Annotated in this window: 23 protein-coding genes and 1 pseudogene; 8 read left to right on the top strand and 16 right to left on the bottom strand. The window is 72.2% G+C overall.

Translation table 11 applies throughout. The annotated features are described in order from the left end of the window. Position 1 precedes the first annotated feature (1 nt). From ITJ85_RS02345 to ITJ85_RS02330, 4 genes are all read right to left on the bottom strand, one after another. Positions 2–832 (bottom strand): heparan-alpha-glucosaminide N-acetyltransferase, encoded by an 831-nt coding sequence (locus ITJ85_RS02345; protein WP_281412214.1) that lies wholly within the window; start codon positions 830–832, stop codon positions 2–4. After that, complete coding sequence (locus ITJ85_RS02340; RefSeq protein ID WP_217914751.1) at positions 829–1,626, bottom strand: prolipoprotein diacylglyceryl transferase; 798 nt, start codon at positions 1,624–1,626, stop codon at positions 829–831. Before ITJ85_RS02340 ends, ITJ85_RS02345 begins: the two co-directional genes overlap by 4 nt. Beyond that, on the bottom strand, positions 1,623–3,617 hold the full coding sequence (locus tag ITJ85_RS02335; RefSeq protein ID WP_217914750.1) for a heme lyase CcmF/NrfE family subunit: 1,995 nt from the start codon (positions 3,615–3,617) through the stop codon (positions 1,623–1,625). The genes ITJ85_RS02340 and ITJ85_RS02335 overlap by 4 nt, the downstream gene beginning before the upstream one ends. 175 nt (positions 3,618–3,792) lie before the next feature. Then, the gene (locus ITJ85_RS02330; protein WP_217914749.1) at positions 3,793–4,389 is read right to left on the bottom strand and encodes a DUF305 domain-containing protein; all 597 of its coding nucleotides are present in this window, start codon (positions 4,387–4,389) and stop codon (positions 3,793–3,795) included. A gap of 285 nt (positions 4,390–4,674) precedes the next feature. Here ITJ85_RS02330 and ITJ85_RS02325 point away from each other — a divergent pair, with 285 nt between their 5' ends. From ITJ85_RS02325 to ITJ85_RS02310, 4 genes are all read left to right on the top strand, one after another. After that, on the top strand, positions 4,675–5,514 hold the full coding sequence (locus ITJ85_RS02325; protein WP_217914748.1) for a M23 family metallopeptidase: 840 nt from the start codon (positions 4,675–4,677) through the stop codon (positions 5,512–5,514). Positions 5,515–5,571: 57 nt separating this feature from the next. Continuing rightward, entirely contained in the window at positions 5,572–5,952 is a 381-nt protein-coding gene (locus ITJ85_RS02320) for a hypothetical protein (RefSeq protein WP_217914747.1), read from the top strand. Between the two features lie 127 nt (positions 5,953–6,079). Continuing rightward, the gene (locus tag ITJ85_RS02315; protein WP_217914746.1) at positions 6,080–7,342 is read left to right on the top strand and encodes a murein hydrolase activator EnvC family protein; all 1,263 of its coding nucleotides are present in this window, start codon (positions 6,080–6,082) and stop codon (positions 7,340–7,342) included. Positions 7,343–7,552: 210 nt separating this feature from the next. Further along, positions 7,553–8,605, top strand: coding sequence for a C40 family peptidase (locus tag ITJ85_RS02310; RefSeq protein WP_217914745.1), 1,053 nt, complete (start codon positions 7,553–7,555; stop codon positions 8,603–8,605). Between the two features lie 55 nt (positions 8,606–8,660). On the opposite strand, the gene ITJ85_RS02305 is transcribed toward ITJ85_RS02310, so the two are convergent. Further along, entirely contained in the window at positions 8,661–9,176 is a 516-nt protein-coding gene (locus ITJ85_RS02305) for a DUF2269 family protein (protein WP_217914744.1), read from the bottom strand. A gap of 5 nt (positions 9,177–9,181) precedes the next feature. Continuing rightward, entirely contained in the window at positions 9,182–9,340 is a 159-nt protein-coding gene (locus ITJ85_RS02300; RefSeq protein ID WP_217914743.1) for a hypothetical protein, read from the bottom strand. A gap of 97 nt (positions 9,341–9,437) precedes the next feature. On the opposite strand from ITJ85_RS02300, the gene ITJ85_RS02295 reads away from it, so the two are divergent. Continuing rightward, entirely contained in the window at positions 9,438–10,034 is a 597-nt protein-coding gene (locus tag ITJ85_RS02295) for a TetR/AcrR family transcriptional regulator (RefSeq protein ID WP_217914742.1), read from the top strand. A gap of 56 nt (positions 10,035–10,090) precedes the next feature. Here ITJ85_RS02295 and ITJ85_RS17480 read toward each other — a convergent pair. Further along, positions 10,091–10,297, bottom strand: a pseudogene (locus tag ITJ85_RS17480) (ATP-binding cassette domain-containing protein); the annotation flags it as partial. A 266-nt stretch (positions 10,298–10,563) separates the two neighbouring features. Here ITJ85_RS17480 and ITJ85_RS02285 point away from each other — a divergent pair. Together ITJ85_RS02285 and ITJ85_RS02280 are read left to right on the top strand one after the other, a co-directional pair. Beyond that, positions 10,564–11,028, top strand: coding sequence for a hypothetical protein (locus tag ITJ85_RS02285; RefSeq protein ID WP_217914741.1), 465 nt, complete (start codon positions 10,564–10,566; stop codon positions 11,026–11,028). Positions 11,029–11,038: 10 nt separating this feature from the next. Beyond that, the gene (locus ITJ85_RS02280; protein ID WP_217914740.1) at positions 11,039–11,317 is read left to right on the top strand and encodes a hypothetical protein; all 279 of its coding nucleotides are present in this window, start codon (positions 11,039–11,041) and stop codon (positions 11,315–11,317) included. A gap of 344 nt (positions 11,318–11,661) precedes the next feature. Here the strand turns inward: ITJ85_RS02280 and ITJ85_RS02275 are convergent, their stop codons facing one another. From ITJ85_RS02275 to ITJ85_RS02240, 8 genes are all read right to left on the bottom strand, one after another. Further along, a complete protein-coding gene (locus ITJ85_RS02275; protein WP_217914739.1) occupies positions 11,662–12,954 on the bottom strand; it encodes a PIN domain-containing protein in 1,293 nt (430 codons plus the stop codon). Positions 12,955–13,029: 75 nt separating this feature from the next. After that, positions 13,030–13,710, bottom strand: a complete 681-nt coding sequence (locus ITJ85_RS02270) for a hypothetical protein (RefSeq protein ID WP_217914738.1) — start codon at positions 13,708–13,710, stop codon at positions 13,030–13,032. 123 nt (positions 13,711–13,833) lie between these two features. Beyond that, positions 13,834–16,443: a MobF family relaxase gene (mobF, locus tag ITJ85_RS02265; protein ID WP_217914737.1), complete on the bottom strand. Its 2,610-nt coding sequence runs from the start codon at positions 16,441–16,443 to the stop codon at positions 13,834–13,836. Between the two features lie 328 nt (positions 16,444–16,771). Further along, entirely contained in the window at positions 16,772–18,328 is a 1,557-nt protein-coding gene (locus ITJ85_RS02260) for a ParB/RepB/Spo0J family partition protein (RefSeq protein WP_217914736.1), read from the bottom strand. Beyond that, positions 18,325–18,627, bottom strand: a complete 303-nt coding sequence (locus ITJ85_RS02255; RefSeq protein WP_217914735.1) for a hypothetical protein — start codon at positions 18,625–18,627, stop codon at positions 18,325–18,327. The genes ITJ85_RS02260 and ITJ85_RS02255 overlap by 4 nt, the downstream gene beginning before the upstream one ends. Further along, a complete protein-coding gene (locus ITJ85_RS02250; protein ID WP_217914734.1) occupies positions 18,624–19,232 on the bottom strand; it encodes a winged helix-turn-helix domain-containing protein in 609 nt (202 codons plus the stop codon). The genes ITJ85_RS02255 and ITJ85_RS02250 overlap by 4 nt, the downstream gene beginning before the upstream one ends. Continuing rightward, the gene (locus ITJ85_RS02245) at positions 19,210–19,620 is read right to left on the bottom strand and encodes a single-stranded DNA-binding protein (RefSeq protein ID WP_217914733.1); all 411 of its coding nucleotides are present in this window, start codon (positions 19,618–19,620) and stop codon (positions 19,210–19,212) included. The genes ITJ85_RS02250 and ITJ85_RS02245 overlap by 23 nt, the downstream gene beginning before the upstream one ends. 180 nt (positions 19,621–19,800) lie before the next feature. After that, positions 19,801–20,328 carry a hypothetical protein gene (locus ITJ85_RS02240; protein ID WP_217914732.1) on the bottom strand — a complete coding sequence of 176 codons (528 nt, stop codon included), beginning with the start codon at positions 20,326–20,328 and terminating at the stop codon, positions 19,801–19,803. A gap of 182 nt (positions 20,329–20,510) precedes the next feature. Between ITJ85_RS02240 and ITJ85_RS02235 the strand changes: the two genes are divergently transcribed. After that, entirely contained in the window at positions 20,511–21,278 is a 768-nt protein-coding gene (locus ITJ85_RS02235; RefSeq protein WP_217914731.1) for a DUF1883 domain-containing protein, read from the top strand. 126 nt (positions 21,279–21,404) lie between these two features. On the opposite strand, the gene ITJ85_RS02230 is transcribed toward ITJ85_RS02235, so the two are convergent. Continuing rightward, positions 21,405–22,001: a DUF5677 domain-containing protein gene (locus tag ITJ85_RS02230; RefSeq protein ID WP_281412234.1), complete on the bottom strand. Its 597-nt coding sequence runs from the start codon at positions 21,999–22,001 to the stop codon at positions 21,405–21,407. Between the last annotated feature and the right edge of the window lie 28 nt (positions 22,002–22,029).

Here is a 22,029-nt window from a genome sequence, read left to right as displayed (position 1 = left end):
CTCATGCCGGCGACCAGACCTCGGCTCCCGACACGAGAAGGATGGCCCAAACGAGTGGCACGAGCACGAGCTGGTGAACGAGGTAGATGGTGAGCGAGTGCCGCGCGGGTACGGTGAGAGCGCCCGCCCGGGCGCCGGCACCGTCGAGCCGGCCGATGAGCCGGCCGCGGCCGCCTCCCGGATAGAGGAGGCGCCCGAGCGCCACGCCGACCAGCAATGGACCGAGCCACGGGACGAGGGGCCAGTAGTCCACGCTGCTGAAGCCCGCGGGCACAACACCCAGTGGGAGCAGCCAGGCCGAACCTTCTCCCGCTTCGGGGAGGGTGAGCGCCCCGACGAGGACCGCCACGCCGATGGGCGCGTTGAGGAATCCCAAGCGGACCGTCAGGGCGGCCACAACCGTGCCGGCGGCGATCGCGTGGAGGATGCCGAAGCGGACATAACGGTCATCGAACGCCACTGCGGTCGCCCCCGACACGACCACAGCGGCGGCCATGATCACCGCTGCGCGACGCAGATGTCGTCGCAGCCGAGCCAGCGATCCGTCGCCGCGCGCGCGCATGCGGGCGTCCGAAACCGCAAGGGAAGCGCCCGCGACCAGCAGGAAGAGCGACGCCGTCGCCTCGGGGAGCGCCCCCCATCCACCCAGGAAAGGATCCGGGCCGAGGCCGGGCGACAGCATGTCGATGTCGTAGACCGCGTGGTAGGTGACCATCATCGCCAGCGCGATGGTGCGCGCCACATCGATCTCCCAGAAGCGGCCGACCCGGGAGGGCGACGCATTGACGGACTGCCTTCGCGCCGTTGCGCCGAGCGCAGCGCGGGCCGTCACGCTGAGCCGGCGGGCTGCGCGTCCCGGCGGCTTCCGCCACCCGCGATGAGGCGCGTGCTCGCCCAGCCGGCGACCGCGATGACTATGAGCACGAGGCTCGTCCACTGCGCTTGCCTGAGACCGAGCGCCACGACGTCCACGTCGCGGACCCAGAAGAAGACGATCAAGCGGCCGATGCTGTACGCCCCGAGGACGAGCCACAGCGCGTCGCCCGGGCGACGTAGTCGCCGGTGGACGAGCAGCATGGCAACGGAGAGGACCGCAACGAACGCGATCTCGTAGAGTGCCCCGGAGTGGTAGGCGACGCCGGTGTCCGGTACGTGCGCCCGCTCGTCGGTGTAGGTGACACCCCAGGGGAGATCGGTGCGAGGTCCGAAATGCTCGCCGTTCAGTAGGTCCCCCACGCGGCCGATGGCCATGCCGATCGGGAAGGCCAGCGCGAGCACGTCGAGGTTGGGGAGCACCGGTCGCCCGGTGACCCGAAGGTAGATCCCCACAGCGGGCAGCGCGGCGATGACCGTCCCGTAGAACGCAAAGCCCGTCGATGGATCACGCCAGGGCGTGATCAGCCGTGCGGGGTCTTCCTGTGCGAGGTAGTAGAGCCGGGCACCGACGAGCCCCGTGATGGCCGCGGTGATCGCCATACCCATGACGGCGTCGGGGTCGGTCCCTCGGGCGCGCGCCAGCCGGTCCGCGACGCCGATGCCGACCAGGAGCCCGATGGCCGTCATGAGCCCGTGCCAGGCGAGCGTGAGCGGTCCGATGTCGAAGGTCGGCGCCAGGCCGATGGTCATGCGGGTGCGCCCCGCTCGGCGGCCGGGCTGCTCGCGCGCTCGCGGCGCGCGGAGGGCGGCCCGGGCCAGGCGGCGAGCAGGCCGCCGAGGAAGATGATTACGCCGGCCACCCAGATCCACACGACGAGCGGGTTGACGAAGACGGTCACGCGCGCGAGGCCGTCGTCCGTGAGCTGGCTGAGGAACAGGTAGAGGTCCCTCGTCGGGCTCGTGTCGATCGCGACCTTCGAGTTGCGGGTCTCGTCGACCGCGAACGTCTCCACGCCGGGCCGCATGGTGGCCACCCGGTCGCCGCCCTTGAAGACGCCCATCTGGACGCTCACCACCGACGAGTGCTCGTCGGCCGCCCGGGTCGAGCCCTCGTTGACGAACGTGTAGCCGGCCACGTCCGCGCGGTCGCCCTCGCGCAGCGCGACGTCCGTCTCGGTGACGAACCCCTTCGAGCCGGCGAAGCCGATGAAGAGGACGACGATGCCGAGGTGGACGGCGTAGCCGCCGTAGCGGCGCCGGTTGCGGGCGACCATGTTGACGAAGGCCCCGGGCCACGAGACGCCGCCGAGGGCGTGCCGCACGCGCGTGCCGCGCCAGAACTCGCCGGCGATGCAGGCGGCCACGAACACGCCCGCCACGACCGTGCCCGCGGCGACGGGCTCCTGCGGCAGGTCGGTGAAGAGCAGCAGCGGGACCGCGGCGACCGCGGCGACCGCGAGCGGGGTCACGAAGCGCCGGCGCAGCTGGGCGACGGAGGCCTTGCGCCAGGCGACGAGCGGCCCGACGCCGGTCAGCACGAGCAGGGCGACGCCGATCGGCGTCGCGATCTGGTCGTAGTAGCCCTGCCCCACCGTGATCTTCTCGCCGCGGACGGCCTCGGAGAGCACCGGGAAGACCGTGCCCCAGAAGACGGCGAACGCGAGGCCCACCAGCAGCAGGTTGTTGAAGAGGAAGACCGCCTCGCGGGAGACGTAGCTCTCCAGCGTGTGCTGGGAGCGCAGCAGCGGCAGCCGGGTGATCAGCAGGCCGACCGAGCCGACGAGCACCAGCGCGATGAAGGCCAGGAAGAACGGCCCGAGCGTCGACTCGCCGAACGCGTGGACCGAGGAGATGATCCCCGAGCGGGTGAGGAACGTGCCGAACAGGCAGAGGGTGAACGCGAGGATGACGAGCACCATGTTCCAGACCTTCAGCATCCCGCGGCGCTCCTGGACCATCACGGAGTGCAGGAAGGCGGTGGCGACGAGCCACGGCATGAAGGCCGCGTTCTCCACCGGGTCCCAGGCCCAGTAGCCGCCCCAGCCGAGCGTCTCGTAGGCCCACTTGGCGCCGAGCACGATGCCGACGCCGAGGAAGATCCAGGAGAAGATCGTCCAGCGGCGGACGCTGGTGATCCACGCGGTGTCGAGCTTGCGGGTGACGAGCGCGGCCATCGCGAAGGCGAACGGCACGGAGAGGCCCACGAAGCCGAGGTAGAGCAGCGGCGGGTGGGCCTGCATGTACGGGTTCTGCAGCAGCGGGTTGAGCCCGCGGCCCTCGTCGGGCACGACCGCCAGCGTCTCGAACGGGCTCGACACGAACGACAGCAGCCCCAGGAAGAAGACCGCGATCGTCATCAGCACCGCCGTGACGACCGGCATGAGCTCGCGGTTGCGGGAGCGGTTCGTGGCGACGACCAGGGCGGAGAAGCCGCTCAGGATCCACGCCCACAGCAGCAGCGAGCCGGCCTGGCTGCCCCAGAGCGCGGTCACCTTGTACTGCGCGTCGAGGGTGCTCGAGCTGTACTCGGCCACGTTGCGCAGCTCGAAGGAGTCGGTCGCCAGCGCGACCCACATCGTGAGGATCGCGACCGTGGTGAAGCCGAACACCGCGTAGACGCCGCGCTCGGCGCTCTGCTCCCAGGCGCGGTGGCCACGGCGCCGGGAGAGCAGGGACATCACGACGGCGTAGACCGCCACGGCCAGCGCCAGCAGGAGGGCCGCGCGGCCGAGGATCGCCATCACTTCTCCTTCCGGGCTCGTCCCGCCAGCCGTGGGTCGCACGGCAGGCCTCGTCCGGACGCTCTCACACCGCTGTGACGAACCCGTTCAGCCGGTCACAGGCAATCGGCGCACCGAGCCGCGCCGCCCCTCCGGTGGCACGGCACCGGAGGGGCGGATGCTTCGGCATGCCGCCTTACTGCGCCGGAACCGGCACTCGCACCCGCAGGTCGTTCATGGCGTCCACCTGACGGAGCTGACCGGAGTGGATACGGTGCTCGAGCCGGCGCACGAGCCCGTTCTTCGTCGCCGCCATGGCGACATCGGTCATCATGATCGCGGACATGTGGTGCGCGCTGAAGACGTCAAGCCAGTACCGGTCGAACGCCGTGCCCGTGAGCGACTTGAGCGTCGCCATCTGCTGCTCGTTGAAGCGCATGAGCGGCTCCTCCGGCGGCATGGGTTCGAGCCCCCGGGCCGCAGCGACCTTCCGCAAGTAGGGCAGCTCGGCCCGCTGATCCGCCTCGGATTGGGCGGCGACCTCCCGAACGCCCGGCGTGAGCGCCTTCTCCTGGGCCATCCGCGCGAAGGCGATGCCGTCGAGGTGGTGGGGGATCATCATCGCGGCCCACCGGGCGTCAGTGGCGGTCACGGCCGCCCCGTCGCCCTTTGCCCGCCACTCCGCCTTGTCGTCGCCGTGCGCTCCTGACGGCCCGGCGACGGCGATCCCCGCCGCCAGAACGGCGACCAGCACCGCCGCCATGGCCGCTCCGGGCTTGATCGATCTGCTCACGATGTTCCTCCGGTCGCATGTCGTCGGCGCGTCGGGCCGTACCCCCGCGCGCCAGCCGGAAACGCCCGAGCGAGCCCGGCGTAAACAGGACCGTCATACGTACGGGCCCGCGCCGACTTGTGACGACGCGATGACGGGCGGGCCTATAGACGGTTGGCGCGGCGCGCCGCCTTGCGTAGCCTCGCCGGCGTAGTCCGGGCCTGCCCACCCGGCGAGCGAGGAGCCCTCGGCGCCCTGCGGCGCCGCCGGGCGGAGAGGAGTGCCACCACGGAGCGATCGAGTTCCATGCCGAAGTCCGCCCGCGTCGTCCGCCGCTGGCTGACCGCCGTCGCGGTCGTTGCGGCTGTCCCATCGGTGGCGAACGCCGCCGACCGCGCGATCGAGATCCCGCCGGCGCCGAAGTCGTCGCGGCAGGCCGCCGTCCCGATGCACCGGACGGCCCCACCGTCCGCGCAGTCGGCCCTGCGGCTCGGGTCGCGGGGTCCGGGGGTGCGCGACCTCCAGCGCGAGCTTCGTCGCCGGGGGATCCGGGTCGCGGTCGACGGCGCCTTCGGCCCGCTGACCCGGCGCGCCGTCCAGACGCTCCAGCGGCGCCTCGGCCTGCGGGCGAGCGGCGTGGCGGACGCCCGCCTGCTGCGCCGCGTGGGCTTACGCGTACGCGGGGTCGCCTCTGCGCCGCGCGCCGTCATCCGCGCCGGGCGCACGACCGGCCGGCTCAAGGTCTTCCCGGTCCAGGGCGAGTACTCGTACTCCGATACCTGGGGTGCGCCGCGCTCGCAGGGCTCGCACGAGGGCACCGACATCATGGCCGACCGCCACACGCCGCTGGTCGCCGCGGACGACGCCGTCGTCTCGAAGTTGTCGCGCGTCGAGACCGGGCTCGGCGGGATCTACCTCTGGCTCCGACGCTCCGACGGCCTGCAGTACTACTACGCCCATATGCAGACGATCGCGGCGGGCCTCGAGGTCGGGACCTCGGTCAGCGCCGGCCAGGTCGTCGGGACCGTGGGCAACAGCGGCGACGCCCGATACGGCGCGCCCCATCTGCACTTCGAGATCCGCGACGGCTGGACACCGATGAACCCCTACCGCGACCTCGTCGCTGTCGACCCCGACCGCGCCTAGATGAGCCCTGAAGACCCGACGGGGAACGCGACGGACCGGCCCGCGCCAGCAGCGGGGATGGCGGCCTCCGACGGGCGGCGGCGGCGGGTGTGGGTGATCGTCGCGGTCTCAGTGGTGGTCCTCGCCCTGGCCGCCTGGGCGATGACCTCGCTCATCCTCGCCGACAGCGCGGGCGGCTCAGCGGCGATCGAGCAGGCGGAGCGCGCCGCCGCCCCCGGACTCGGTGACCTCGAACGGGGGGCGGCGCGGCGCGGCCAGAGGCTCGACGTTGAATGGAGCGCCGTTCCGAATCCCACCGGGGGTGCTCACATGGTCACCGCCAGGGTCCGCCTACTGCCTTCAGGGCAAGGCGGCACCGCCGGCTTCGTCGTGACGGAGCGCGGTGTCGCGCCACAGGACGCGCTCGCGCGCCGCCTCGTAACCGGCATGACGCGATAGTGACCCGATACGGCAGCAGCCCGCGCTCCCGAGAATCGGCGGACACCGGCGAGGAACGAGTGTCGCCGGGGGCGGGTCCGAGTGGCCCGCGCCGCGTGCGGCCGGTGTCAGCGCGTGATGCGCTGCCGTGGCTCAGAACGCTCAACGGTGGTTGGGGCCGCTGAGGAGGCCTCGGCACCGCGCAACCGCCGCGGCGGTTGCAGCCACCGCGGCAGCGGCCCTCCTCGCGACGCCCCCTCTCGGCGCCCAGTCGCTGGACGAGCAGCTCCAGCGTACGGAGGGCCAGCTGCGGGCCGCGCGTGAACGGGAGCAGGTCCTCACGGCGGACGTCGAACGGTACGGCGCGACGATCCGGAGCCTCCAGGCCCGGCTCGTCCCGCTGCGCGAGCGGTCCGCCAGCCTGGATGCTGAAATGTCCGCGCTGCGAGAGCGGCTCGCGGTGCTCGATGAACGGCTCGCGGTGGAGCGCGCGCGGCTGGCGGAGGCGCGCGCGGAACTGGCAGAGCGCCAGGCTGTGCTGGCACGCCGGCTGCGGGAGATATACGTCCGAGGAACGCCCGATCCCATCCTGGTCCTCATCGAGTCGGGAAGCCTCGCGTCGGCGATCCAGACCGTGGACCTGCTCGAGGGGATCGCTACACGAGATGCCGCGCTCGCCGAGTCGATCTCGCGCTTCGCCGACGAGACGCGCCGCAGGCGGGACCAGATCACCACCACCCGGCAGGAGGTCGCACGTTCGGAGGCCCGCGTTGCGGTCGCTGCCGCCGAGGCGCGCGCGGCCCGCACGGAGATCGAGCAGCGCCGGGCGCTACTGGAGCGGACCCTCACCGGGCGTCGGGCGCTGCTCGGGCGCGCGGCCGGCAGCCGGCGGGAGCTCGAGGAAGAGGCGCGCGGCCTCCAGGCGCGGTCGGCGCGGCTGGCCGCGACCATCCGCGCCGCGCAGGCGCCATCGAGCGGAACCTCCGCCCCGGCCTCCGCCCCGGCCTCCGCCCCGGCCGCCGCACCCTCCACGGCGGCGCCGTCATCGAGCGGGTTCATCTGGCCCGCGCGCGGGACGCTGACGTCCACGTTCGGCCCCCGGTGGGGCCGTATGCACGAGGGCATCGACATCGCCGCCGGATCGGGAGCCCCGATCGTCGCCTCGGCGTCCGGGACGGTGATCGTGGCCGGCTGGAGCGGGGGCTACGGCAACCTCGTCGTCATCGACCACGGGAGCGGTATGAGCACTGCCTACGCGCACAATTCGAGCATCGCCGTCTCGGTGGGCCAGCGCGTCAGCCAGGGCGCGGTGATCGCGGGCATGGGCACGACGGGAAACTCGACGGGCGTCCACTCGCACTTCGAGATCCGTGTGAACGGCGCGGCCGTCGACCCGATGGGGTACCTCTAGTAGGCGCCTTTCAACGGCACGCGCCCGTCACAGCTCTGTCACATTCGCCGGGTACGGTCATCACTTCGCCCCGCCCGCCCCGACGGAGGCCGCTCCATCGCGCGTCCCCGGATCACCCACCTGACGGTTCTCGTCGCCGCGGCGGCACTGGTCTTCGGCCCCGGCATCGCCAGCACGGAACCGGCCGCGATCGAGGCCAAGCGCGCCCAGGTGGCGCAGCTCCAGGCCCAGCTCGACGCATACGGCGTGCAGGTCGAGCTCGCGGCCGAGGCGTACAACGGCGCCCGCTGGCAGCTCGGCCAGGTGAACGCCCGGATCGCGGACAACCAGGCGCAGACCGCCGCCACCACAAAGCGCCTCGCCGCCTCTCGGGCGGCGCTCTCCAAGCGCCTGCGCAGCCTCTATGCCAACCCGGAGCCGAGCCTCATCGAGGTGCTCGTCGCCAGCGGGAGCGTCACCGCGGTGGTCGATCAGCTGGACATGCTCGACCGCGTGGCACAGCAGGACGGGCGGGTGGTGGGCGGCCTGCGCGAGCAGAAGGCCCGTCTCGTGCAGCTGCGCGAGCGGCTCGAGGAGGACCGTCAATCGGCGGCGCAGGCGCTCGAGGGCCGCGAGCGCGAGAAGGCCCGGATCGAGCAGCTGCTCGCGGAGCGCCAGGCCGTCCTCGAGGGCGCCAGCGAGGAGCTCCGCGGACTGATCGCCGCGGAGGAGCGCCGCCGTGCCCGGGAGGCGGCGGTTCAGGCGGCGATCGCGCGCCGCCGCCAGGCGGCGCAGACCACGCCGGCGGGCGAGGTCGAGCGGTCGTCGCCGGCGCCGGCGGCGGCCTCCGAGCCCTCGGAGCCGCCCGTCTCCGCCCCCGCCGCCGCGCCGTCGGGGGAGCCGGAGCGGCCCGCCGCGCCCGCGCCGAGCGGGTCGGGCAACGCCCGCGCCGCGCAGATCGCGATGACCCAGCTGGGTGTCCCGTACGTATGGGGCGGCGCGTCGCCGTCGCAGGGCTTCGACTGCAGCGGCCTCGCCTCGTGGGCGTACGGCCAGATCGGCAAGAGCGTCCCGCACTTCACGGGCGCGATCTGGAGCGCCTTCCCGCGCGTGCCGTCGGGGCAGCTCGCGCCCGGCGACCTGGTCTTCTTCCGCCCCGACCTCGGCCACATGGGCATCTACATCGGCGGCGGCCAGTACGTGAACGCACCCCAGACCGGCGACGTGGTGAAGGTGTCGAGCCTCGCCGGCCGCTCGGACTACCAGGGAGCGGTCAGGCCCTGAGGTCGGAACGCCTCACTCGTGCGATGTGGGGCCCGGGCGCAGTCGGCGCTTCTCGTCAAGCTCGGCGGTGGCCCGCCTGCTCGCGTCGCCGTCCCCACCGGGTCCGCCCGGCGGGCTTGAAGACGGACAGCGCCGTCGCGGCGGTGAGCGCGACAAGCGCCGCCGAGGCGTACACCACGAGCTGCCCTCGGAGCTCGCCGAGATCCGTGGGCGACGCCGACGGCGAGCGGGCGATCTCGGCCGCATCCCTGATCGGGTCGAGATGGAGCACCAGCAGGCCCGTGGCGACCGCCGTGAGAACGAGCTTGGCGAGTACCCAGTGGTGGCGGATCAGCCCCCATGGCGTGCCCAGGGCCTGGAGCACGCCCGTCAGGAGGGCGGCGATCCCCAGCGGCAGCACCGCGAAGCTCGCGAGCGGATCGAGCGAGACGTAGACGGTGCTCACGGTACGCGGGTCGCCGCCGCCGAACCCCAGCGCCGCCAGCACCAGGAAGGCGATCACGGACCCGAGCCAGCCGACCGAGGAGACGACGTGCGCGGTGAGGGTGGTCTTGCGCACGAGCGGCGGCATCGGATTCAGCCGTGTCCGCCGAGGCCGCCGCCGAGCGCGTGGACGATCACGACGATCACGACGACGAGCACCACCAGCGCCCACCAGATCCGCACCCACCGCGGAGGAGGGGCTTGCGGCGTCGCGCGCTCGTCACGGTCGGCGTCGATGGGAGGGCGGGCCATGGACTGCTCCCCTTCGGGGACGGGACGACGCACGCTATCGAGACACAGTGTCTATGACAATGGACGCTCTGTCGTGGCCGAGAGGTACGATGGCGACATGCCGCGCCTGTGGTCCGACTCCATCGCAGCCCACCGGCTGGAGGTCGTCGAGGCGGTGCTCGATGCCACCGGCCGCCTCGTCGCCGAACAGGGGCCGCTGTCGGTCACGATGTCCCAGATCGCGGAGGCCGCCGGCATCGCGCGCGCGACGCTCTACAAGTACTTCCCGAGCCTGGAGGCGGTGCTGACCGCCTGGCACCGGCGGCAGGTGGGGGCGCACCTGGACGAGCTCGAGGCAGTCCGCGCACGCCACGGCTCAGGAGGGGAGGCGCTCGAGGCGCTCCTGGCCACCTATGGGCGGATCGTGCGCGAGAACCCTCCGGGCCGGGTGCCGGTGCTGCACGCCGACGAGCACGTTGCGCGGGCGAGGGCCCACCTGCTGGAGCTCGTGACCGGCGCCGTCGACGACGGCGTCCGCGGCGGCCTACTGCGTGACGATGTTCCCGCCCGGGAGCTGGCCGCCTTCTGCGTCCACGCGATGGCCGGCGCCGCGGAGTTACCGACGGCGGCGGCCGTCAAGCGCCTGCTTCGTCTGACGCTGGAAGCAGTGCGCCGCCGAGCGGGAACACGCCGCGGGCGAACGTCGACTTCTTGAGCCGGATCGCGCAGCGAACACGTGGGCGGTTGCGCCTCGGCGACGGCGTCGTGACCGAAGACGACGATCCGCCTCGCCGGCGCGCGCACGAGGCCGGTGGTCATCCCGATGAGCGTGCTCTTGCCGGAGCCGTTCGGGCCCAGCAGGCCGTAGAAGGCCCCGGCCGGGACGCGCAGGTCGATCCCCCGCAGCGCGATCGTCCCGTCGTCGTAGACCTTCTCGAGCCCGACGACCTCGAGGGCCGCCAGGGCATCAGTCCTCATCGCCCCCCCGGGAAGCCCTGCCCCGGCTCACTGCGTGCCATGGATCACACCCGCTCCTGGGACCCGCTCGACGGCTTCGCGGACGAACCCGCCTCGTCGGGCACGATGGGCGCCGACGACGCCGAGGAGTGCCTACGTTAGCCCGGACGTCGCCCCCCCCCGATGTGACGGGAACATGACGGCGGCCGTCGTCGTCGTAGTAATCCGCACCTCGCGTCAGTGCGCGCGCTGACGAACGGTCCCCGGCTGCGTCCGACCATGACGTCATGGACATGCTTTCGCACCCGATTCCCCCCGCAGCGGTCTCGCCGGAAGACCTTCGACGCCTGCGGGTCATCCGCGGGCTTCGCCGTCGCCTCGCGGCCTGGGTCACCGGTCTGGTCGGTGCCGTCTCCGGAATTGCTCCCCATGTACTGCACCACGTCGGCCCGCTGGCCGGCGCAGCGCTACTGGCCGGTACGGCGGGCACCGCGCTGTTCGGCGGACTCGGGCTGCTGCTCTCGGTACCCTTCCTGCTGCGGCTGAAGAAGCGCTTCGACTCGTGGAGGGCGCCGGCCATCGCGCTGGTCATCTTCGCCGCCGCGTTTCTGGTGTCCAGCCAGGTGATCGGTCCGGCGATCCGCGGTGGCGACACCGCTGGCACACCGATCGAGCAGCCGGCAAGCCCCGCTGCGACGCCGGCCGGGCGGCCCTCGGACGTCCCGGCCGGGGACCACGCGGAGCACCACTAGCGGGGCCCGGATGGGCACCGTGCGCACACCGCCCAGCCGCGCCTCGGCGCCTCTGCTCGGTTCGGTCGAACGGGCCACCCTGCGGCCGCGACGTCTGCTGGAGGAGAGCCGCGGTCATCTGGAAATAGTCGACGCGATCGCCATGGCACAGCGGCTGCTCGACGAGCTCAGAATGCGGCTCGTGCTCGACGAGGTGCGTCGCGCCTTCGACGACGACGGCTCGCCCGCTGATCGGCGCAGGCGCGTCGAGGACGCCTTGGTCATCGTCCGGAGTGCGGTGGGCCGATGACTTCGGGCCTTCACCCTCGGCTGAGGCTCCACTTCGAGGCTGACGCGGAGCACTTCGATCGGGTCGTCGAGGTCCGCGACGGACAGGCATCGAGCCGTCCGCGGCCCCCCGGGTGAGCCGGGTCGCGTCTTCGCGACTGCCCCTCACGGACCCTCCCGAGCCTCGTTGGCCTCACGCGGCCAGGATGTCGTACTTCGCGAGGTCGCGTAACCAGCGCCGCAGCAGCTCGCGGCTGTGCTGCCCCTACTCGGACTCCGCGAAGGCGGACTTCTCCGTCGCGATCGCGCGCGGTCTGTCGTAGCCGCCCGACCCGGGTCGCCCTGGGACAACGGACCGGCATCGAACTAATCGATGACGTGCTCGACCCCGTCGCGGTCGGTCCACATGCCTTCCTCGATCACAACGTCCCGTGGACGGACAACTGTTGGCCGCTGCGGTCCGCTTTCGGGGAAGCGAAGCTCGAGCGTGCCGTTGGCCTCGAGAACGGGGATGTCCAGGCTCCCGAAATAGGTCCACGCACCTCCGGCGTGTCGTCGAAGAAGAGCCCCTCGGACGTCGAAGGCGGTCTCGTCGCCGCCGTTCACCACCTCCACGACGAGGACGCTCGTCGGGGCGTTCCGCTCGAAGAACGGGGCTGCGGGCCGGTCCTGGGCGACCAGCTTGGCCGACTTCACCCGGATCACGGCGCCCCGACGTCTCCGACTCCCGCGCGACTTCACCGCCACCGTTGGGGGCGGTGGCGCAGGGCTGGTGGTCACCGCCGCCTGCCGTGCCTTGGTGCGGAGCCCGCGATCCTCGGTGACGAGGGTGATGGACTTCGCGGGGTACGCCCACTGCAGCTCGAGCACGCTCGCCAAGATCTGGTCGTCGGCGTGTTCCGGGCGAAGCCATGACAGCGACTCGCGGACGTTCGCGTCGACGGCGATCTCCATGAATCGGAGCCGCCCGGCGACCGGCACGCCGGCCGACGTGTCTCCTCGTCGCTCGAACTCGCCGAAGCGACGAAGCAGCCCTTGGGCTTTCCGGCGCACCTCCTCGACCGGATGGTGCTGCTTGTGAGCGGCCAGCTCCCGTACGACCTGGGGGATCAGAACGAGCGTCGCGGGCTGGTCGTTCGCCCACTTCTCCAGCGAAGGATTCCGGTAGAGCGCGTTGGTGTCGGGGATCAGCCAGAGCTCGGACGATCCGGGCTCCAGCTCTGAGCCGAGGACGCGTCGCACGAGAGCGCGCTGCTCGGCGAGCGCCCCAAGGACGTAGCCCGCAGCCTTGTCCAGCTCCCGCGCTCCGGGGCCTTCCGCCGCTTCCGAAAGATCGAGGGGCGATCGCAGCGCCCCGGCACGCTCGCAGAACTCCTCTTCGGTCTCGGGCGCCGCGGCTCGAAGGACGCGCTGACCGAGCTCGAGCCACCGATCGAGGAGGCGTCGCGCGGTCCGCCGAGCCGGTAGCGCGTCGGGACCGAAGACCCACACCCAGGGGTCCGGCGATATGAACACCACCGGGTCGCCGGGGCTGTTCGTGTAGCGGTCCTCGATCGTCGCCCTTGAGAGGACGTGCCGCAGCGCGCGGTCCAGGTCACCCGCGAGCCGCTCGAGTTCCCCGGCGGCGCCGGGCGCTCGATTCCAAGGTGGTGCCGTCATCCGGCACCCATGATGACTCCAGAATACGACGGATCGATCGCAGCCCCGCCCGCCGACGGCTTCGGGTCGTCGCCGTCAATCAGTCTTGCTGGTCCCCGTCCCGATCTCGGGAATCGAGGCGTTGAGGTCCATGATCTTCACATGCGCCGCCGGGCCGGCGGTGAAGTCGGCGATCCGAACCTCCAGCGGACCGAAGTGCTCGACGAAGAACTGGCGCGTCGCGGGGAAGCGGTCAAGCGCCCACGCGGCATTGGATCTGGACCGTCGGAGGAAGTCGATTGGCGCCTGTCCGACGACGAAGAGCTCTGGACGTCGCCCGGATCTGTCCGCAGCCAAGTGCACCAAGTCCTTGAACACTTGCCGCTTTCTCATCGCGTCCGCCCCCGCCCACTGCGAGAGCTTGAACTCAGCCACCCTCAAATTGGTCTCGAGATCGAAGGGGCGAGTGGGGTCGTTGCCCGCGGCGAGGGAGGGTCGGTTCGTGACGACCTCGTCCTCGCCGAGCAGGCGAGGCAGCAAGACGACGATCGCCGCAGCGTGAATGAGGTCGCTCACCCGTCCGAGCTCGCTCCTCGCGATGAGCGCCGATCGAAGCAGGTCGCCGTCGACACCCTTGGCATTCGATGCGGCGGTGACGCCGGCGGCGTCCAGTCCGACCAGTTGATGCTCCAACTCGGCGATGGTGGCGGTCAGCGGGCCGTGGGCGAGGAACGCAGCCAGGCGAGCGACTGCCGAACCGAGCTCCGACTGCTCCATGGGATGATCCTCGCAGACTGAGGTCCGGGTCCTCCACCAGACAGCTCGCGACACTGTCGTGATGCGCGAAACGTGCTGGGGCACAGCTCGTGATCGGACCGGCCTCTTCGCTCGGGCGAGTGCTTAGAGATCCCGACCAAGCCCACGCTCAGGCACGGGCGGCGGGTGCGGCCGGGGCGACTCGGCCAACCGTAGATCCGGATCGGACAACGCTCGTCCTGCACTGACATCCGGCTTCGACCCCGCGGACGGACCGTGGGTGAGTCCTCTGGCCGACTCCGTTTCCTCGATACCGCGATCGCCCGCTGCGACGATGTCGATTGCGAGTCCCTTCGCCTGCGTCCGCGACCACGCGCGCTCAAGGGCGACAGCGAGGGTCTCGGGGTCTGGGTGGATCGCGTAGACCTCGAGATCGATCCGCTGGCGTGAGCCCGCGACGTACGCCCATTCCGTGCCGCCCCTCTCGGGCGTCGCGAGCAGGTAGGTGCGGTCCACGGTCGTGCCCTGGCTGACGTGTCCGGTCATCGCGTATCCACGCTCGGCGTGACGCAGGTAGACGGCGGGAAGGACGACCTCGCGCCCATCGTCGGTCCAGAGCGTGAGCGCCCGCTCGTTCTCGTCGAGTCCGACGACGACGCCGCGGGTGCCGTTGCGCACGTCGAGCCGGTAGTCGTTGCGCCGGCAGAGCAGGCGATCGCCGATCGCCCACTCCCGCCCCTCCGCCACGAGGCGGCGGTCCGACAGCCGTCCGGCGCGGTCGAGCTCGGCCCGGGCCATCTCGTTCAGCAGACGCACCTCGCGTCGGTCGTGGGCGAGGATCACGGCGTCAGCGGGATCCGCAAGCGATGTCTGCGCCCAGGAGCGGATCAGGGCGCGCCGGGCGTCGGCGCCGTCCTCGAACGTCCGCAGGCGGCCGTTTTCCGCGAGGAGCGAGATCGCATCGCCGGCGCGCCCCTCGGCGAGCCGCTCGGCCACGGCTCTTTGCAGCTCGGTGCGCTGGCGACGGTTCTCGGTGAGCTCGACCGAGCCGAGCCGGTCGCAGAGGGCGGCGAAGCCGCCGCCGGCGTCGACCGGTGGCAGCTGCGCCCTGTCGCCAACGAGGATCAGTCGGCCACCGCGCGAAGCGACCACCTGGACGAGTCGCTCGAGGGCGCGCGTCGGCATGGTGGAGGCCTCGTCACAGACGACGACCGCGCCCCCGGGAATCGCGTCCTGGCCGCGCGCTGCGCGCTCCAGGATGAGCGCCGTCGTCTCGGAGGCGATGCCGGCGTCGCGCTGCAGCACCTCGGCCGCCTGGGCCTGCCAGGCGGTTCCCACCACCGCGACGCCCGACGACTCATAGGCCTCCCGCACCGCCTCCAGGGCGAACGTCTTTCCCGAGCCCGCACGCGCCTCCATCAGCCGCGTGCGCGCCTCGCCGGAGCACAGATGGCGGACGGCTGCCGCCTGGTCATCGCCGAGCGAGCGCCTGGCGCCGATCGCACGCTCGACCTGAAGGGGACTCGCCAGCCGTGGGTCGATCGGCGCCGCGCACGCCGTGTCGATCAGCCGGGTCTCGACGTCGAGCATGTCGGGGGTCGTGTAGCGCGCCTCCTCGTAACCGCGCCCAGGCGCCGCACCCGCCGGCGCGAGGGGCACACAGCGTGCCGCGAGGAAGTCGTCGGCGAGGCGCTCGAGGGCGTGCGCGCCGATGCCCTCTGGGTGGGCGTCGGCGAGATCCTGGATCACCTCGCGGCGGGTGAACGATGACGCCCGTTGGGTGAGCCCGGCGGGGCTCTCCATCCGGCGCCGGCATTCGCGCAGACCCTCGACGTACGCCGTCCGCGAGCGCGACCGCGCCGCGCCGGTCGCCCGCGCCACCTCGCGGGCACCGAACCCGTGCTCGGCCGCCCGCGCGCGCCACTCGGCCGCCGCCCGTTCACGGGAGACGACGCGCTTGCGGTCGCGGGTCTCACGTTGGATCGCCTCGATCGCCGACGCCCCGGTGTAGCCGCGCGCGTGTGCCAGCTCGACGATCTCCGCGTGGCGGGACGAGAAGTGCTCGCGCACCGACGCGGGCATCGCCACGAGGTCAATCGAGCCGTTGGCGGTCTGCTCCCACTCAAGGCCGAGCGTCTCGCTGAGGCGCGCGCGGGCCACCGCCTCGGCGATGAAGCCTGCGGTCTTGGCCTCGGCGAACACCGGCCTCATGTCCGGGGCGGTCCAGCGGCCGTCCTCGCCGCGCACCCGGTTGGCGAGCACCAGGTGCGCGTGCAGGTGCGGATCGCCGGAGCGGGCCATCTCGTGCAGGTACATGGCGCCCACGAAACCCTCAGCGCGAAGGACCCTCACGCCGTTGTGGCCGCGCCGCACGAAGCAGGCTCGCCGCTCGAGGTAGTCGAGCGCCGCGCGCACCCCCTCGGCGTACGCGGAGAGGATGGCCGCCCGCACGGCCTCGTCGCCGACCGCGGCGAGCACGCTCAGCCCCTTGGGGGCGGCGAACGTCAGATCGAAGGCGACGTTGCCTCCGCGGCGGTTGCGCCGCCCGGGCAGGTCCTCGCCGCTCGCGGGATCGCGTCCCTCGAGGAGCGCGCCCAGCGCGCCGTCCCCCGGTGCGTCGGTGAGGCCGAGCGCTTCGGCGCCGCGTCCCTCCCACGTCCCGCGCACCTGCCCGCGCTCGGCGTAGTAGTCGTCGCGCGCGAACTCGGCGCGCTCGTAGTAGTCGGCTCCCTTGGCAGCTCGTATCGTCAACACCGTCGGATCGCATTATAGATGCAAGGGTGCCCGGCTCCTGATCGCCGGTCGGGTCGCTGGCTCTGTCGGGACGCTCCGCGGGCAGTCGTCCTCTCGGTGGCTGGGCCTCGCCTCGTCCGGCCCAGGGGGGCTTGCGGCGAATCGCCGATCGGGGCGTCCTCTCAGAGCGCCGGTATCCGCATCCTGCGGCGGACAGGGCCAGCCGCCGGACCCCTCAAGAGGTCCGGCGGCGTTCCGGCGAGGGCGCACGGATCGCAGACCGGGACGGGTGCCTGTCGCGCGCGACCGCTGAGCCGCGCCGCGCCCGTCCCGGTCGGTGTCGCGGGTCCTACGCGGCGAGCGCCTCGACGTCCGGGGACTCGCGCAGGCCTGCCGCGAGGCGCTCGGGGAGCACCTCACGCGCGAGGCCGTCCATCACCGTTGGGAGCCCGGCCGCGATCCCACCGCCGTAGCGGCCGGGCATGGCGGCCGGGCGCCGCTCGGACTGCGGCAGGGCCTCCTGGTCGGCGTAGAAGGCCCCGACCAGGGCCTGCACCGCGCGCCCGATCAGCTGGGCCGGCGTTCGCGCACCCTCGATCCATTCCACGAGCGCCGCCTCCGCCTCGTGGCGCTCGGGGTACCGGACCCGCTCGCGCGTCGCCCCGGCCTTGGTGGTCACCGTCTCGGTGCGTTGCAGACGCTCGTGGGTGAGGCGAAGCGCCTGGGCGGCGTCCTGCGCCTGGTGATGGAGGGCGACAAGGACAACGGCCTTCGCCATCTGCATCGTGATCTCGGCGGGCTCCTCGTAGGCGAGCAGCGCCCGCCGTCCGAGGTCAAGGTTGGCAAGGTGGGCGGCGCGCCGGTTCTCCTTGGCCTCCTGGCGCTCCCGGCGGCGCCGCTCCTCCTCCGACTCGCTCGGGCGGTCCGCGTCGCCCGGGCCTTCCTGGCCGTCCGCGGCGCTCATCGTCGCGCTGCGCTCTGCCTCCTCGCGCGTCCGCTCCTCGGCCCGTTCGATGTGCAGGCCAACCCGGTCCGCCACCCAGGCGGCGTCGGCCACGAAGCCCCGGTGCCAGTAGCGATCCTCACCGCTCGTGAACTCGATCAGGCAACCGAAGGCACGCGCAGCGTCCATGTCGTCGGCGGAGAAGCTGACGCCGTGGACTCCGGCCGCCTCGGCGCGCGCGGCGAGGTCGGCGGGAAGCGCGAGCGCCCCGAGATCCTGGTAGCCGGGAACCGCGACGAGCCTCGGGCACCCCTCGTCGTTCACGGTCTGCGCGAGCTCGGCGAGCGCGCTCTCGGGATGGTCGCTGACCTCGGCCGCCGTGATCGTGCCGGTGGCGAGGGCGGCGGCCAGGGCGTCGGCGACGGCGGGCGCGGCGGCGGCGATCGTCTCGACGGTGGGCACGACCGAGAGCGGCAGCGCCCCTGCGCCGATCGCCTTCTGAACGCCGTCGGGCAACCGCAGCAGGCGCAGCCGCTGGGAGACGTGACGCGGCGAGCAGCCGACCGCCTCGGCGATCCGCCGCTGCGGCCACCCGGCCTTCGCGGCGCGCTCGTAGGCGCGCGCCTCCTCGATCGGGTCGAGGCCGCGGCGGCGCATGTTGGCCGCGAGGGCGGCGGCGAGCTGGGGCGCCTCGCCGTCCTCCCCGCTGCGCTCGATCACCGGGACGTCGGAGATCCCGGCCGCACGCGCGGCCGCGAGCCGTCGGTGCCCGTCGAGCAGGACCGCGCCCTCGTCGGTGCGCTCGATCAAGAGCGGCTGCAGGATGCCCTGCGCGCGCACCGAGTCGGTGAGCGCCTGGTGCTCGACCTCATCGTCGCCGCTGCGCGGGTTCCAGCCCTCGCGGACGCTGATCGCGTCGATGGGCAGCACCGCGAGGGTCGTCGGCGCGGTGTCGCTGGTCATGCTCCCCCTCCTTCGGTGTGCGAGCGCCCGGGATGCGGATCACGGCTGCTCGTCGGGATGGCCGCGCTTCTGCCGGAGCGCCCGGCGGCGATCGCGCAGAGCGCGGCGAACTCGATGTGGGCGACCATCGCCGGGCTCATCCCGAGGGCGGCCCCGGCCTCGTCGAGGCTTGCGCCCGGCCCCTCGGCCGGGAAGCGCCGCTCGAGGACCGCCCGCACCGTGTCCTCGAGGCCGCCCGCCGCGATGGCGGCGCGGACGGTGGCGCGAAGGCCGGCGGCCTGGTGGTCGACGCCGTTCATGCCGCCTCGGGGTCGTCGGTGACCGTGAGGCGGTAGCCGATGCCCCACACGTTCACGACCGTCGCGCCGGGCGCCCCGGCGGCGTGCAGGCTGCGGCGCAGGCGCGACGCGTGGGAGTCGACGGTGCGGGTGCGGGCCCGTCCGGCGTAGCCCCACACGCGCCGCAGCAGATCGTCCTTGGTGAGAACCTCGCCGGGGCGCTCCGCCAGGGCGACCAGCAGGTCGAACTCCAAGCGGGTGAGGGCGAGCGGCGTGTCGGTCCAGAAGGCGGCGCGCCTGGCCCGGTCGATGGTGAGGTCGCCGAGCACGGTCGCCCGGCGTGGGTCGGCGGGCGCGTCCGGCGGAACGTCCGGGACCACCTGGGCGGCCGTGCGAAGGCTCGCCTCGGCCCGACGGGCCGATGTCGCGGCCGCCTGCCAGGCCGGGTGACCGGCGCGGGCGGCGCGCTCCAGCTCGGCGGCGACGCGGGCGGCGCGTCGGGCTGCCGCCATCGTGTCGGCGTAGAGGCGGTCGGCCTGGGCCTCATCGATCGGGGGCGGCTCGTCGGAGGCCGGCTCCGGTGCGAGGGCGAGCGGCGGTCGCTCAGAAGGGGATGTCGTCGCCACTGGCGGCCCCCTTCCCGTTGGGCGCACCCACCGGCTCCGGCGCGGCGTCGTCCTTGCGCGGCGCGTCGAGGTACTGGATCGACGCTGCGACGATCTGGACAGCCTCGCGACGCGAGCCGTCATCGGTCGTCCACTCGCGCCAGGTGAGTCGCCCGGCGACGCCGATGCGCCGCCCCTTGGTGAGGTGCTCAGCGGCGGCCTCGCCGCCCTTGCCCCACACCGAGACATCGAAGAAGTTCGGCCGGTCCTCCCAGCCCTCGTCGGCGCGTGTCCGGGTCGAGACGGCCAGGCGCAGGCCGCAGACCGCCTCACCGGCCGCGGTGTAGCGCAGCTCCGGGTCGCGGGTCAGTCGGCCGACCAGGCCGACGGTGTTGAGGTCAGCGGGCATCGGTGGCCCCACTTCCCCGGCCGGTCGCAGCGGCGCGCGCGAGCGCAGCCGATCGCCCGTTGGTACGGTCGAAACGCATCCGAAGTCTCCCTTCGGTTGCCACGGCCCGGGGCGTTCGCAGCGCCGCCGGGCCTCTTGATTGTGGTCCGACCCTACACGACCGCGCGCTTTTTCGTCAATCTATGATGTCATCGCTCCACCACTCGCCACAGGCGATGCAAGCGTGCCACTGGGTTCTTGCGTGGCCTCGCCGCGACGGCGCCGGATGAGGGTGTGGACGACCTTGGAGTCCATACCGATGGCCTGCGCGATGGAGCGGACGGCGATGCCCGCTTCAGCGGCACCGAGCACCGCCGTGTCCCGGTCGCCGATGGCCAGTTGCCGGCTCCGCGTCGCCGCCGTGGCACGCGCTGCCGCCTGCTCGACCTCACTGATGGAGGCCGCGACCCCTCGACGGCGTCGGTAGGGGCCGCCGCGCCCGGATCGTGGAGCCAGCGTCTTGCGCGCGATCACCGACGTCGCCGCCCTCGTTATCCCGGCGGCCGTTGCGATCTCCTCGAGACGGGCTCCGGCCCGCACAGCCGCCACCACGGCCGCCGCGCGCTCCTCCAGCGCCCCCCGTTCCCACCTCTTCGCCTCGGCGGCGCGCTGCGCCAGCACGCCGAGCGCGGCCAGCGTCGTCTCTTCTGCTGAACTTCCATTCGCCATAGCTCGTACGGTAATCGGACTGGGCTCGAGATCGCCGGCGAGGATTCGGTGCGTGACGGTTCGGCGCCGGAGACGAGACAGAGTGTCGACGTCCTACCGAGCGCCGCCCGCCCCAGCCGGTGCCGGCCCTTCCCGAGGAAAGCGGCGCATTTGGCGTCCGGCCCGTGCCCCATAGTTGGGTCGTGGAGTTCCTCTACAGAGACCTCGGACAGCAGCCACGGGGTGCCATCGCGTCGGTGTCGCTTTCGGGCCAGGCGGCGAACGTCTGGTTGATGGACACCAGCACCTTTTCGGCGTTCAAGGCTGGCCGGGGCGGGCGCGCTCAGGGAGGCCGGGCGACACGCTCGCCGGTCAACTTCGAGATTCCGCGCTCGGGTCGCTGGTACGTGGTTGTTGAGAACGGCGGACGTCCGTGGCGCGGACGCTGGGGCGTTCAAGTGCTTCCTCCGCAGCCAGCGCCCATACGGACCACGCGCAGCGGTGCGCTCGGCTCCATCGCCGACGCGATCGACGACGCGCACGGCGAGGGGTTCGAAGCCGCCTACGACGTTTTCATCTCACATGCCACAGAAGACAAGGCCAGCCTCGTCCGTCCCCTGGCTGATGCTCTGCGCGCCCGCAACCTCGACGTCTGGTACGACGACTTCGAACTCAAGCTCGGCTCCAGCCTCCGCCAGAGCATCGACCGGGGCATCGCGAGCAGCCGGTTCGGCATCGTCGTCTTGTCGGAGGCCTTCTTCGCGAAGAACTGGACGAACTACGAACTGAACGGGCTGGTTGCTCGCGAGATGCATGGCGGGCGCCAGCTGGTCCTGCCCCTCTGGCACAACATCTCCAAGTCCGAAGTGCTGGCTGCCAGCCCGTCGCTGGCCGACAAGGTGGCGCTGCGCACGTCCGACTACACCGTGGAGGAGATCGCCGACCAGGTCGCGGACGCCATCCGCAGGTAGCGCTCGGCTTCGCTGCCGGCCTCGCTCATCGTGCGTCGTCGATACCGGACCGGAGACGCGCCTCGATCTCCTCAATGCGTTCAATCCATGGCAGCGTCTTTGTCGGGAACGCCGCTGCCGCCTCCTTCAGCGCACGAGCAGCCACAGGGCCGCGGTTTCGTAGGGCGGGTCGTCCAGCTGCGTCCGAGGACCCGCAGCATCTACGAGCCACTCATCCCCCTCGGACCGGTCCAGAAGGAACGGCTCAAGGCTCAGGATGCGAAAGTGGGTCCGACCCTCGCTCTTGAACGCGAAGTCGAGGTAGCCGACGCCGTAGCCGGCTTCCTCTGCCATCGCCCTCACATTGGGGGGCCGCTTGAGCCCCTGCTGGAGGAGCTGGTCTCGTTGTTCGCGCATGGTGTTGAGCAGGTCCCCGACATCGGTCTCGACACTGCCGAGGCGCACGGCCTCGGTCTGCGCCTCGGCCGGCGTATCCCCCTCACGATCAAACGCTTCGGTCTCGAGCGATTGGATTCGCTCCGCCAGATCGATGCGGGAAAGCAGATCCTTCAACCGGAGGCGTTCGGCCCGGATCTCAGTGTCGGCTCCGACGATCCAGGCGAGGCCAACAGCGGTCTCCATGAGGGAGCGGACGACTATCTCCGCCTCGAGTTGGAGATCGTGATCGAAAAGGAGGCGAGCGGCCTTCGCAAGCCGCCGGCAGCGCACGAGGGTCGCGACGATGACGGCGAGGACATGAGCCGCCGGACCG

Origin of the sequence: Miltoncostaea marina (assembly GCF_018141525.1) — a bacterium.
GTDB lineage: Bacteria > Actinomycetota > Thermoleophilia > Miltoncostaeales > Miltoncostaeaceae > Miltoncostaea > Miltoncostaea marina.
This window is presented reverse-complemented; position numbering and strand designations above follow the sequence as displayed.